Genomic DNA, 12,696 nt, shown 5'->3' with positions numbered 1-12,696 from the left:
ACATTCCAACCACAGTCATTAAAAAAGGGATCTCATTAGACTGTCAGTTGCATTAATCAATTCCCCCAAGGTTTTATGTCCCCTCTGCTGAAATTGAAAAAGCAATTCAACAAATAAGTAAGCTGCAGTTAAAGCATCCCCTGCTGCACTATGGCGGTCATATATGCGGGTGCCGAATGCCATGGCATACCTCTCAAGATCGCGCATATCGTAGGACGGGGCGATAAAGCCAATCAAATCCAGCGTGTCAATGGTCAGGAACCTTTTTAAAGCAAGCCTTTCGCGTTTAAATTCACTTTTGAGAGCAAGTGCATCAAAGCTTACATAATGGCCAACCAGGCATACTGCTTCCCTGGATTCGACATAGTCAAAAAAGCTCTGAATAGCTTCCAAGGCCTGCGGGGCATCTTTTACCATCTCATCGGAAATAGAGGTTAATTCTTTTATTCCCCGAGAAATTTGTCGGTTTGGGTTAACATATGTCTGAAATAGGTCCTTTTCCTGCACTTGAAGCCCTTTTACCGGAACGGCGCCGATCTCAATGATCCTGTCTGCCGCAGAAACTTGGAATCCTGTAGTTTCAGTATCAAATACAATAAAATTCAGATCTTCAAGCGGCGTTGATAATGGAATGTTTTCATATGTTAAGGAACATGTCACATTTTTTCTGAGAAAAAACATACCAGCCTCCTTTCAGAGATATTAAGAGAATCCAGCAATTGCCTGACTCTGCAGCTCCCTTAATGTCTTTAAGCTTAGAATCAATTCTTCTTTTTCGCGGGTAGACATTCTTGTAAATGAGACAACGGAAGAGAGAGCGGCACCTGATTTTTCCTGCTGCCAGCGCTGGGTTACATACAAGGTCATAATAGTACTTACTGCTTCCTTCAAATCGTGTGCAAACTCCTTTGAGAATACCTGCCTATCCTTCAGGAAATCTATTTTTTCAAGTGGGGTGCCTGATATTTTTCCATGCATAAGTGACAGTATCTGCAAACTATGGTGATAGGGAAATAGAACCTCTTTTTTCATATCCATGCTTTTTCGATGCAGCTTGAATAGGGACCGGATCGGCTGGTCCAGGGTGGGAATGGAATGTTCCTTTTCCAGCTGTGCCAGCCGGTATAAAAAAATTCTGGACCTTTTTATCTGCTTCGCAGACTGTGCTTCAAATTTCGCATGCAGCCCTTCACTCCCCGCAATTAGCCGATAGGAGAAGAAATTTTGCGCTAATAATAAATGGTCATTTGTTGATTGAAGCATCCATGTCCGCAGCCGCTCCTCCCAATCTGCCAGCGAACCCCGCCATTTTTGTTCACTGCACATCATGAGTCCTTTGCAGCGTGCATAGCCAGCCGCTTCCATATTAGAAGTAATTCTTTTTCCCAGCACATCAAAAAATGCCGAGGCATCCTCTGAATGATTCTCATAAACCAGGAAATGGTCCTGATCTGTGAGCATGAACTGTTCTCCACGGCCGCTTGAGCCCATTTGATAGAAAGCAAATTCGCATGGCTGCTGCAAACCTTTTTCTACCAGTTCAGAAATAGAAAGAGCAATAATTCTGCCTGTAAGGCGATCGTATAGCTTTGTAATGATTTCAAGTATTTTTAATATGGGAACACGGTCCCTTATTAAAGAATCAATAATGTCATAGATGCCGGTTTTGATTTGCGGAAGGCTGCCCCGGTCGGCTTTTTCAATTTTTAGAACTGTCTTCATCACATTCTCGTTTTTCTTTCTCAGCAAATCTGATAGTGTCACAATCCCCGCCACCTTGGAATCTTCCATGACAGGAAGGTGTTTGACGCCCTTTAACAGAATCAGTGAAAGGGCATCATAGTAATATGCAAACCTTGATATCGTGACTGGGTTTTCCGTCATAATGGTTCTTGCTTGAGATGATAAATCTGCACCTTTAGCTGCGACTCTTTCCACTACATCTCTTTCCGTAATAATCCCTATTAAGCAATCATTATCTGCAACAAGGACCGAACTAATTTTCCTGCTATGCATTAATTTAGCGGCTTCCTGAATGGTTGCGGCCGGACCAACTGCCGCTGCTTCAGTACTCATGACATCCTGAACCCTGACCATGAATGCATCATTTTCTCCAAAATCTGTCGCGCGCTTTACCTGTTCTGCAAGTGATGCGTAAACATCTTTCAATCTGATGGCTGCCTGCGTCAGCAAGTAATCATGAACAGAAGGGTCATCCCATCTTTTTCTCACCACTTCAAACGGAATAAACATCGCCCTTACCTCGCTGGAGGCTTTGACTTCGACCATTGACTCTGTATCAATCTGTTTGGAAACTCCAAGGAAATCGGCAAGACTGGAAAAACCAATCAATTCCCCTGCCTGGACTACTTCAAGCACTTCTTCCCGTCCATTGTGTTCATTTTTTACCAATACCTCTGAAAGACCTTCTAAAATGAGCAGAAGGCCTTCACGCTGTTTATCTTTTTTCAGGATAATGTCATTTTTCCCATAGCGGCGGACTTCACATAACGATAGAAGTGAAAGGGCTGTGTCAGATTCCACCCCTTGAAAAAAGGGGTGAAGCCGCACAGCCTCCAAACGGTATAGATTATACAGATTTTGATCCATCATCGTTCATCCATACTTCACCATCTTTATAGACCATTTGCTCCGGATAGCGAAGATCCATAACCTCCTCCTGAATTTTTTGCGAAGGAGCAGCTGTCATAAGAGAAACAATGATATTAGCTGCAAATGCAGCAGCAGCACCAAACACACCAGCGCCTGTATCAATGATACCCAGGATGGTAAAGCCGCCATATTTAGCAGCAAAGATATAAGCCAAAGTTACACCTAATCCGACCAGCAAGCCGGCAATGACGCCCTGTGAGTTTGAACGCTTCCACCAGACACCCAGAACAAGCGCAGGGAAGAATGTTCCTGTCGCGAGCGCGAATGCCCAGGCAACAATTTGCGTAATCGCTCCTGGAGGATTAAGTGCAATAAGGCCGGCCAAAAGAGTGGCGATTACAATGGACCAGCGAGCAACAGAAAGACGTGTCTTTTCAGTTGAATTCGGTTTTAGCACGCGGTAAAAAATATCATGGGCAAACGCAGAAGATATCGCAATCATCAAACCGCCGGCTGTTGATAATGCAGCAGCCATTGCCCCCGCTGCCACAAGACCAATGACAAACATGCCAAGATTGGCAATCTCAGGTGTTGCCATAACGACAATATCATTCGAGATAATGAGTTCATTCCATTGCAGCACGCCATCGCCATTGCCATCAGCGACTTGCAGCTTGCCTGTATCAACCCATGTTTTCGTCCAGGCAGGCAGTTCTGTAATTTTGCTGCCGGCAACCTGTGTCATTAAAATGAAACGGGAGAATGCAGCGTAGGCAGGTGCAGACAGATAAAGCAAGCCGATAAACAGCAATGCCCATGCTCCAGACCAGCGTGCGGCTTTCATCGTGGATACCGTATAAAAGCGGACAATTACGTGCGGAAGTCCGGCTGTACCAGCCATCAGTGTAAACATAAGGGCTAGGAACTGCCATTTCGTTCCATTTGTAAATGGCGCAAAATATTCAGAGATTCCAAGCTCCCGGTCGAGCTCACCCATTTTGCCTACAAGCTCTCCATATGAAAGCCATGGCGCCGGGTTTCCTGTGATTTGAAGGGACATGAAAACGACTGGAATGATATAAGCGATAATCAGAATGACATACTGAGCAACCTGTGTCCAAGTAATTCCTTTCATGCCGCCGAATGCAGCATAAAAGGCAATCAGAACGACACCGATCATAGTTCCAAGTTTCGCATCAATTTCGAACAGGCGGCCAATAACCACTCCTGAACCGGAAAGCTGGCCAATCGAATAGGTGAAGCTGATGATGATCGTACAAAGGGCTGCAATCACACGGGCTGTGTGGCTGTCAAACCGGTCACCTATGAATTCAGGAACCGTGTAGCGGCCATATTTCCGCAGCTGTGGCGCCAATAGGAAGGTTAAAAGCAGATATCCGCCCGTCCAGCCCATAATATAGGCAAGACCGTCATAGCCCAGGAGCATGATCGTTCCCGCCATCCCGATAAAGGAAGCGGCACTCATCCAGTCGGCGCCTATTGCCATTCCATTAAAGACTGGCGGCACCCCGCGGCCTGCAACATAGAACTCCGATGTCTCTTTTGCCTTATTATAGATGGCTATGCCAATATACAAAGCAAATGTAGCTAGAATAATGGATAATGAGACCAAGAATTGCGTATCCAAAGACATCCCCCTTTTTTACGGACAAATTTTTAATGACGCCCCTTTTATCTCTGTTATAGCGGCGGCTTGAACAGCCGCTCATTTTTCTTAATGATCAAGGACCTTCCCTGAACTGATTTGTTCATTTTTGTTTTCATCAATTCCATATTTCCGGTCAATGGCATCCCCCATTTTGGCATTAACGAACAGCAGAATGATAAAGGTCAGTACAGCTCCCTGTGCGCCCATAAAGTAATGGAATGGAAATCCGTTAATCGAAATATCGCTTAATGGTTCTGCAAAAAAGACCACGCCAAAAGAGGCAAGAAATCCAATAGCAAAATAAATGATCATATTCCGAGTCTTTTCGCGGAAATAACTGTCCGCTACTTTTTTATCAATTTTTTTCAAAACTCCACCCCCGGTAAAAATGATAAATTCACCACTCTTGATTCTGATTAACAGGCTTTATTATCAGGAATCACTCCTTTATTGGTTATCTGCAGCTAAATCGCTGCTATTTCACCGGATCCGTTATCCGGACCCGGACAAAACCATTACCTTAAACTGAAAATAAATTTGACTGTATCCATGAAAGGTGCGGGAACAAGAATGATTTGAACGAGGAAGTAAGCAAAGATTGATAGAAATGGAACTGCCAGGAAGATCGGCCTTTTCTTTCTTAAAGCAAGAAAAAGGCAAATCCCTGTAATGACCATCATAGACACTAACGTAAGCAATTTGGTTCCTCCTTTTTAGAAAGCGCTGTCATTTTTTTCTGCTTTCCGCTTTAAGTTTGAAAACAGGCGACTAAGTTGTTTTCTGACTTCACTTAATTTTAAGAAAATTCATACTTCATTATGTACAAAAATCATTTCCAGGTCAAGTACATGCTGGAAATATAATTAATTTTTTTAAAAGTGACCCATTGCTCCGTTGATGCTTAAGGGTTTTATCCAATAAGCCTGGTTGGCAGAAACTTTAGGGCATTAGAGGAAAACACTATAGTGATAATAAATACTCCGCAAAAAAAAAGAGCCTGTCCGGCTCTTTAATCCAATTCTTTGATAATAATAGTAATGGCTTCCAGCAAATCTGCATCTGACCAGCTTGCCATGCTCTTTTTGCCTGCTGCTGCCAGTGCGTGGGAAGCAGGAATATGCACAAAACCCGCCGGTGCTTCAATGTTTGCGGATTTCAGCAGATGGAGCACGGAATACATAACGTTATTGCATAGATAAGTCCCCGCTGTGTTTGAGATTGATGCAGGAAATCCCTCTTCTTTAAGTCTATTAACCATCCGGCGGATCGGAAGGGTTGAAAAATAGCCATCGGGGCCATTTTCCTCTATCAGTTTGTCTTCAGGGGCAACTCCGCTATTGTCCGGCTCCCCATCCTGGCAATTGATTGCAATTCTTTCCGGTGTGATGGCTGTGCGGCCTGCAGCCAGTCCGAGAGAAATCACTGCATCCGTTTTTTTCTCCATTACTTCCTCTGCTATTTTCTTAGGTGCAAGATTAAAATCCACCGGCAAAAGGTGTCCCATAATTTCATAGTTTCCAACAGCTTTGCCATTCAATGCATTCACAATCTTTTCCGTCGGATTGATTGGAAAATCAAGAAAAGGCTCAAATCCGGTTAATAGAAGCTTCTTCATACTTTCTCCCCCTATATAACTCTTCGTTTTTCGAAATATTATACAGGATGATGGCAGAATTGTCGAAAAAATGTTAATTCGACAAAAATCGGATGGTACCTGTCACCAAAAAAGAGCCCGCCATTTCGGCAGACTCCCTATTATTAGGCGTCAGTTGATTCAGTTGCAGAGTCTTCTTCAACTTGGTCGTCAGTTTGACCTTCGTCTTCAGAAGTTCCAGCTGGGTCTTCTTCTGTATCAGCAGACTCGTCTTCTTCCGTATTTCCTGCATTTTCATCTGCAGGTTCTTCAGCAGAACCTTCGTCTTCCGTTTTGCCGGACTCTTCTGTTGACTTGTCCTCAGAAGGAGCAGCTTCGTCGTTTTCTTCAGTTGCACCGCTGTTTTCTTCAGCATTTGCTTTGTCAGTTGTATCTAACTCCTGTAAAGAGCTAAGCGGCTTATTGAAGTAATCAAGCGGATTGACCGGCATTCCGTCCTTGCGGATTTCAAAGTGTACATGTACGCCTGCTTCTTCATTAAACAAGCTTTCGCCTGCCTTTGCTAGAGCATCACCTTGTTCTACCTGGTCGCCAACCTTAACATTCATCTCTGTAACAGATTGATATTGTGTTACAATTCCTTTGTCATGCTCCACTTCAATAACATTGCCCAACAGTGAATCTTCTTCTACCTTGGTTACTTTTCCGCTTAATGCAGCAAGGACATCAAAAGTTTCTCCATCCTTGGTAGCAATATCAATACCTGTGTTCGGATGGTATGTGTTATTGTAAAATACTAGAGCAGCTTCCTGTTCTTCAGCCTTGCCGTCATAGTCATAGAATTGTTTTTGAATGACAGCTGAGTCTGGATCTTTGACAGGCATTACGAAGTTTTCCATTGCGCGGTTAACTTCCAATGCTGGCTCGTCGTACTTTTTGCCGGTAATATCAGTGGCTTCGTAATCGTAGCTGTCAGTGTCTGTAGCGTTGTCGCTTGTCTGATACCAAAGAACACCGGTTAGAATGATTGCTGCACTTGCAATGTAGATAGCTGGGAATGCCCACCGCTTCTTCATAAAGCGTTTAAAGCTGGAATCTTGAGAAGATCGTTTCTTTTCTTCCTCTCTCATTTATCATCACCTCAGCAATCAGTCTGAACAGATTGAGAGGATTATATACATTTCTAAAAAAAAATTTTTTGGGCTTATTTTTCGACAAAGGTTTTCGGATTATGCATGATTTGCGTAAAAATTTTAAAAGGAGTTTCTGATAGATGGTTAAGTGGATAATACGTGTGCTGCCTATCCTTTATATGGCGCTTATTTGGGTCCTGTCCAGCATGCCGGCAGATGCAGTGGTGGAGCTGCCGGATTTGGCGGTGGACCGTTTTATAAAAGAATCTATGCACCTGATTGAGTTTGGTATTTTGTATGTTCTTCTGGTTTTGGCTGCTTTAACTGCATGCAAGCTAACGCCGGGAGTGAATATTCTTTTGGCTGTTTTTGCGTGCTTCTACGGAATTCTCGATGAGATCCATCAGTCATTTGTACCGTACCGGTCTGCTGCTGTGATTGACGCTGTTAAGGATATTACCGGTGTAGCGGTATGCTGGTATTTTATCAGCAGGGCTCTTTTTTATGGGAAGTTTGAAAGGCTTAGTAAGCTTCTTGGTTTCTTTAAAAGGGCAGCATGAAAGAGCTGATTCTCTATGAACCAGCTCTTTCGCTTATTTCTTAGCCGTGACTTTCGTCAGCAGCTGGTCGGAAGCGGCAACTTCTACCCCTTTATAATAATGGGCAACGATTTCTTTGTAGTTCTTTCCTTCAGCCGCCATGCCATTTGCACCGTATTGGCTCATGCCGACCCCATGGCCGTAGCCCTGGGTGTTGATAATGATGTTGTCACCTTTGCGTTCCCAGGTAAAGTCTGTTGATTTCAAGCCCAGTTTCTCTCTGATGTCTTTTCCGCTGACTACTTTCCCGTTAATATCCACTTTTGAGACCCGCTGGCCGGCTGTTCGCTCGGTCACGTTTCCTATCGTGCTATCATTAGGGAGTGTCACCCCCAATTTCCTTTCAAAATCCTGAACGGTGAATACCTCTCTGCCGTTAAACTTCGGAGACTGGAGGTCCCATTTGCTTTCTACACTTTTTAGGTAAGGAACGGAATTTGGCCAGATGGCCTCGGAGTTTTCAGTAAATCCATTGCTTGTTGAAAAGAAGGAAGCTGTAATCGGTGAGCCATCGAAAGTGAGGATCTGACCTCTGGTTTCGGTAACGGCTTCTCTTACCTTTTCGATTTTCCACTTATAATCTTGTTTCCATTGCTGCCTCAGTTCCTCATCATTTTTATAAACCTGATGGGTTACTGTATCGTAAACTAATGCCCCCTCAGGAAGTTCAACGCTATCTTTATTCATTAACTGCTTAACAATAAATGTCCTTGCTGCCAATGCCTGAGCCTTCAAAGCTTCCTCTTCAAATTCAGCCGGCATTTCCGATGCTACTACTCCGACGATATACTCTTCAAGCGGAACCGTCTCCAGCTTTTTCTGTGCAAGGCGATAGACCCCTACCTCTATGGCTGGCCCTTGGGGAATTTCTGCCGCCGTCTCTTTCTTGGTCTCAGTCTGAAGCTCCTCGCCAAGCTTTCCGCTGACTTTCCCTTCTGTAAAGGGTATCACGAGCAGGGCGGGAACGATGAGCGTGACGGCAAACAACAGTGCGGCTAGTACGATGAAAGGTTTGAATTTTGTCATGTTTTAAGCCTCCATAGCAAATAAATAATTCGAACTCATTTCATGTTTATGGCTATGGACAAGCTATTATGACAACTTAATGAACCGGAATGCGATTTATCCAATTTAAGCTTTACTGCCCCGGATAAATTCGATAAAAGCTTTTGAGGCCGAGAGATCCATTGAACTTTCATTAAATACAAGCCATGTTTTCCGGTAAAGCTTTTCACCCTTGAAGCTCAATTCCCATGTGTTTAAATCCTTGCAGCCTTTAAGGCAAATTTCCGGCAGGATTCCATAACCCAGCCCATTCAGAATCATTTCACGGCATGTATCGATAATATCTACTTCCATTGTAATAGCCGGAGGAAGGTCGAAGTTTTCCTTCCACCAAAGATCGATTATATTTTTCAAGGATGGATCGGTGTTATAATCTATTCTCGGCAGATATGGAAGCTGTTCTAAATCGATTTTATCCTTTGAAGCAAGGAAGATTCTCTCTTCATCTATTAACATTTTTGGCCCCTTCCACTCATAAGGGTCACGGACGATGCCAACATTCGCCTCTTCTTTCTGAATCATTTGGATAACCTCATAGCTGAAGCCGGTTTTTAACTTCAAGTCTACCTGTGGATATTGAATTAGAAATGCAGCCAGTATTTCAGGCAATCTATATCTGGCATACGTTTGCGAGACGCCAAGCCTTAATGCTCCTCTTACCTCACCCTCCATGCTGCTGAGAAAATCCTTCGTTTCTCTTAGCTGATGAATCATCCTATTGGCATATTCCACTAAATATTCCCCTTCGGATGTAAAATCCACTCCTCTCTTTCTGCGTGATAGGATTTTTACAGCAAATTCTTTTTCCAGCTGTTGAATCCTATATGTTAATGAAGGCTGCGAGATATACAGCTGTTCCGCAGCTTTCGTAATATTCCGTTCTTTATGGATCGTCTGCAGGATGAGCCAATCTTTTTCGTCCATTTCAGCCTCCATTGAAATAGAAATTTTTTATCGTTAACAATAAAATATCAATATTTCATTTATTTTACCATTCCCCCTACAATAAAGTTATAAATAGTAAACATTCGTCGGGAGGAACTTAAAATGGCTAAATATGATGTAGTAGTGGTGGGAGCCGGCAATGCGGCACTATGTGCGGCAATTTCGGCAAAGGAGAATGGTGCAAGCGTCCTGGTTCTTGAAAAAGGTCCTGAACATAAGCGCGGAGGCAATTCATATTTTACAGATGGGGCCATCCGTTTTGCTTATAACGATTTAAGCGATATCAGAAGAATCATGCCATTATTGACAGATGAAGAAGCCGGTAACATTGTTATGCCGGAGTACAGTGATTCTGACTATTATAATGATTTAATGAGGGTGACGGAAGGCCAGAGCCATAAGGAGCTGGCAAATCAGCTTGTTTCAAAGTCTTATGAAACAATCGTCTGGATGAAGGAGCAGGGTGTTGAATTTGAACTGAATTATGATAATCAATCATTTAAAAAGGATGATAAAATTCACTTCTGGGGCGGCCTTCCTGTTAAAACGAAAGAAAAAGGAATTGGCTTAATGAAGGCACTTTTCCAGCGTGCCAAGGAAGCAGGCATTGATATATGGTATGAGGCTCAGGCAACCAAGCTATTGACGGAAGACAGCAGAATCACCGGCGCAGTTGTTAAGCAAAGAGAGAAAGAACTTACCGTAGAGGCAAACAGTGTCGTGCTTGCCTGTGGAAGCTTTGAAGCCAATAAAGAAATGCGTTCCAGGAATTTAGGACCTGAGTGGGAAGCAGCTGCTGTCCGGGGCACAGAATTCAATACAGGTGACGGAATCAATATGGCGATTGAGGCTGGAGCCGAAACATTTGGAGAATGGTCAGGATGCCACTCCATTGGTACAGACTATAATGTTCCAAAGGTCGGTGATTTCACAAAGCCAGGCGATATCTTCAAGAAGCATTCATACCCGCTGGGAATCATGTTAAATAAAGAAGGGTACCGCTTTGTGGATGAAGGCGCCGATTTCAGGAACTATACCTATGCGAAATATGGACGGGAAATTTTAAAACAGCCTGGACATGTTGCTTACCAGATCTTTGATAGTCAAGTAAGACCTCTTCTGCGCAAAGAATATAATCTGAAAGAAGCAACTGTTTATAAGGCAGACACACTCGAGGAATTAGCGGAACTGATTCCTGTTGAAAAAGAACAGTTTTTAAAGACCCTTCACGAATATAATGATGCTGTTCAAAATGGTGATTATAATCCGTCTGTGAAAGATGGAAAATCAACATCAGGCATCACTCCTGAAAAAACAAACTGGGCACTGCGGGTTGAGAAAGGACCCTTCTATGCCTTCCCGGTTACATGCGGAATTACCTTTGCCTTTGGCGGACTACATGTAAACACCGATGGAGAAGTACTAAATAAAGAACAGACCCCCATTCCAGGGCTTTTTGCAGCAGGAGAGATGGTTGGGGGAATCTTTTATAAAAACTATCCGGGTGGATCAGGCTTAATGTCCGGCGCTGTTTATGGAAAAGTCGCCGGAACTCAGGCCGCATCCTTCGCAGTGAACCAATCCAGGGCTACAATTAAATAACTATAATGGCGTGCACAGTTAAATTGGGCACGCCATTTTTTCTTCAAGCTGTCTCATCCCTGCCAATAAAATGCGAAAGCTCCTAAAATAACCCCGATCCAAATCAAGAATGAAACAGCACCCGCTTTAAGCAAATCTCTCTCACTAAAATGGCCATATGAATAACTGATTAAATGGACAGGCGATTGTGTGATAAAGAAGAAGCCTGGAATACCTGCCAAAAGCACGGCCTTCACCAGGTTTAGTGCCGGGAAGCCACTTAGTACATCCCCAAGTGAAATCACTAAAGGAAGCATGATGGCGAGGAAACCTAAGACATTCACAAACATGATTCTCATCAATGAAGTTAATAGAACTAGGATCAAAGCAGTCATAAACGGAGTCTTCAGGGCAAGGAATTGCGTGAGATACTTTACCAGAACATCGATGGTGCCTGTACTTAAGAGCATTCCTGAGACCATGAGCGTAGAAGCAAAGAACAGAACGATATCCCAATTAATCGATTTTCTCGCCCGCTCCCATTCCCAGACTCCGATTCCCGGGAATATGGTCAGACAAGCGCCCAAAAGTCCAATGAGGGGAATTGAGTATCCATGCATGCTTTGTGTGATCCAAAGAGCAAGTGTAACGCCCATAATCGCAAGCATTTTCTTTTCTCTTGAACTGATCTTTCCCAATTCACTGATTTTGGCTTCAAGCAGACACAGCAAATGTTCTTTGTTTATTTTTTCCGGCGGAAACATGATGATGAATGCCAGACCGAGCAGCACGGCAAAAATCGCGATTGGCACTCCAAAAGTAAGAGTCCATTGCAGATAATCAATATGATGGCCGCTATCGGACAAAAGACTGTAAGCATAGATCGTAGAACTTGCTCCTGTAGCTACAAAAGCACCTGTAATTGGAATAAGATAAGTGATGCCGATAAATAAGGATTTGGCCAGATTGCTTGATTCGTCCATTGACTTTAAGCTTCTGATCAGACTATCAAATACGGAAGACAGAAGGCTTGCTTTGCCAACATTGGATGGGACAAGGACCGATAAAATGAAGACAAGGAAAAACGAGATGAAGACAAGCACCTTGCCCGCACCGCGAGAGCATTTCAAAATCATTAAGGAAAGCCTGTCGGCTAAACCAGTATCGATAAAGGCCCTTGAGATGATAAATGTCGAAACCAGCAGCCAGACTACATCAGAGGCGATATAGGCCAGCACCTCTTCATAAGTAAAAAAATGCAAGGAAAACATCAGCATGACTAATAGTGAGCTGTATGCCAGGGGAAATACATTTCCGACCCATAATAGCTGGATGATCACAAGCGCGGTGAGCGACTGTACTTTTATATCCCATTGCATCGGGAGGATAAAAAAGAACAGATACAGCGCGATTGCTATCATCAGTAGAATTTTCTTTTTCATTATGTTTCTCCTTCAGGATAAACAGGAAAATCCACCATTATTCTGGTGGACTTTC

General features: G+C 43.4%; 12 protein-coding genes. 2 read left to right on the top strand and 10 right to left on the bottom strand.

Annotated features, from left to right (window positions below):
- Positions 1-18: 18 nt before the first annotated feature.
- From ACEQ1T_RS15425 to ACEQ1T_RS15395, 7 genes are all read right to left on the bottom strand, one after another.
- Positions 19-681 (bottom strand): PolC-type DNA polymerase III, encoded by a 663-nt coding sequence (locus ACEQ1T_RS15425; RefSeq protein WP_370223642.1) that lies wholly within the window; start codon positions 679-681, stop codon positions 19-21.
- Between the two features lie 21 nt (positions 682-702).
- The gene (locus ACEQ1T_RS15420) at positions 703-2,610 is read right to left on the bottom strand and encodes a DUF294 nucleotidyltransferase-like domain-containing protein (RefSeq protein WP_370223674.1); all 1,908 of its coding nucleotides are present in this window, start codon (positions 2,608-2,610) and stop codon (positions 703-705) included.
- The gene (locus tag ACEQ1T_RS15415; protein WP_370223640.1) at positions 2,591-4,261 is read right to left on the bottom strand and encodes a sodium:solute symporter family protein; all 1,671 of its coding nucleotides are present in this window, start codon (positions 4,259-4,261) and stop codon (positions 2,591-2,593) included. Before ACEQ1T_RS15415 ends, ACEQ1T_RS15420 begins: the two co-directional genes overlap by 20 nt.
- 87 nt (positions 4,262-4,348) lie before the next feature.
- Complete coding sequence (locus tag ACEQ1T_RS15410) at positions 4,349-4,651, bottom strand: DUF4212 domain-containing protein (RefSeq protein WP_019380636.1); 303 nt, start codon at positions 4,649-4,651, stop codon at positions 4,349-4,351.
- Between the two features lie 146 nt (positions 4,652-4,797).
- Complete coding sequence (locus ACEQ1T_RS15405) at positions 4,798-4,980, bottom strand: hypothetical protein (protein WP_206840658.1); 183 nt, start codon at positions 4,978-4,980, stop codon at positions 4,798-4,800.
- 311 nt (positions 4,981-5,291) lie between these two features.
- Entirely contained in the window at positions 5,292-5,897 is a 606-nt protein-coding gene (locus tag ACEQ1T_RS15400) for a pyroglutamyl-peptidase I (protein WP_370223638.1), read from the bottom strand.
- A 143-nt stretch (positions 5,898-6,040) separates the two neighbouring features.
- Positions 6,041-7,006: a peptidoglycan DD-metalloendopeptidase family protein gene (locus ACEQ1T_RS15395; RefSeq protein ID WP_370223635.1), complete on the bottom strand. Its 966-nt coding sequence runs from the start codon at positions 7,004-7,006 to the stop codon at positions 6,041-6,043.
- Positions 7,007-7,149: 143 nt separating this feature from the next.
- Between ACEQ1T_RS15395 and ACEQ1T_RS15390 the strand changes: the two genes are divergently transcribed.
- Complete coding sequence (locus tag ACEQ1T_RS15390; RefSeq protein WP_370223634.1) at positions 7,150-7,569, top strand: VanZ family protein; 420 nt, start codon at positions 7,150-7,152, stop codon at positions 7,567-7,569.
- A 33-nt stretch (positions 7,570-7,602) separates the two neighbouring features.
- On the opposite strand, the gene spoIID is transcribed toward ACEQ1T_RS15390, so the two are convergent.
- Both spoIID and ACEQ1T_RS15380 read right to left on the bottom strand, forming a co-directional pair.
- The gene (spoIID, locus tag ACEQ1T_RS15385) at positions 7,603-8,634 is read right to left on the bottom strand and encodes a stage II sporulation protein D (RefSeq protein ID WP_206840666.1); all 1,032 of its coding nucleotides are present in this window, start codon (positions 8,632-8,634) and stop codon (positions 7,603-7,605) included.
- A gap of 105 nt (positions 8,635-8,739) precedes the next feature.
- Positions 8,740-9,597, bottom strand: a complete 858-nt coding sequence (locus tag ACEQ1T_RS15380) for a LysR family transcriptional regulator (protein ID WP_206840667.1) — start codon at positions 9,595-9,597, stop codon at positions 8,740-8,742.
- A 123-nt stretch (positions 9,598-9,720) separates the two neighbouring features.
- Here ACEQ1T_RS15380 and tcuA point away from each other — a divergent pair, with 123 nt between their 5' ends.
- Positions 9,721-11,220 carry an FAD-dependent tricarballylate dehydrogenase TcuA gene (gene tcuA, locus ACEQ1T_RS15375; protein ID WP_370223630.1) on the top strand — a complete coding sequence of 500 codons (1,500 nt, stop codon included), beginning with the start codon at positions 9,721-9,723 and terminating at the stop codon, positions 11,218-11,220.
- Positions 11,221-11,273: 53 nt separating this feature from the next.
- Here the strand turns inward: tcuA and ACEQ1T_RS15370 are convergent, their stop codons facing one another.
- A complete protein-coding gene (locus tag ACEQ1T_RS15370; protein ID WP_370223629.1) occupies positions 11,274-12,641 on the bottom strand; it encodes an SLC13 family permease in 1,368 nt (455 codons plus the stop codon).
- Positions 12,642-12,696: the final 55 nt, after the last annotated feature.

The organism is Cytobacillus sp. (assembly GCF_964223445.1).
GTDB lineage: Bacteria > Bacillota > Bacilli > Bacillales > Cytobacillaceae > Cytobacillus.
This window is presented reverse-complemented; position numbering and strand designations above follow the sequence as displayed.

Coding starts and splice junctions, on each gene's coding strand:
- ACEQ1T_RS15425 (WP_370223642.1), bottom strand. CDS start 681: ATGTTTTTTCTCAGAAAAAATGTGACATGTTCCTTAACATATGAAAAC.
- ACEQ1T_RS15420 (WP_370223674.1), bottom strand. CDS start 2,610: ATGGATCAAAATCTGTATAATCTATACCGTTTGGAGGCTGTGCGGCTT.
- ACEQ1T_RS15400 (WP_370223638.1), bottom strand. CDS start 5,897: ATGAAGAAGCTTCTATTAACCGGATTTGAGCCTTTTCTTGATTTTCCA.
- ACEQ1T_RS15395 (WP_370223635.1), bottom strand. CDS start 7,006: ATGAGAGAGGAAGAAAAGAAACGATCTTCTCAAGATTCCAGCTTTAAA.
- ACEQ1T_RS15390 (WP_370223634.1), top strand. CDS start 7,150: ATGGTTAAGTGGATAATACGTGTGCTGCCTATCCTTTATATGGCGCTT.
- spoIID (WP_206840666.1), bottom strand. CDS start 8,634: ATGACAAAATTCAAACCTTTCATCGTACTAGCCGCACTGTTGTTTGCC.
- ACEQ1T_RS15380 (WP_206840667.1), bottom strand. CDS start 9,597: ATGGACGAAAAAGATTGGCTCATCCTGCAGACGATCCATAAAGAACGG.
- tcuA (WP_370223630.1), top strand. CDS start 9,721: ATGGCTAAATATGATGTAGTAGTGGTGGGAGCCGGCAATGCGGCACTA.
- ACEQ1T_RS15370 (WP_370223629.1), bottom strand. CDS start 12,641: ATGAAAAAGAAAATTCTACTGATGATAGCAATCGCGCTGTATCTGTTC.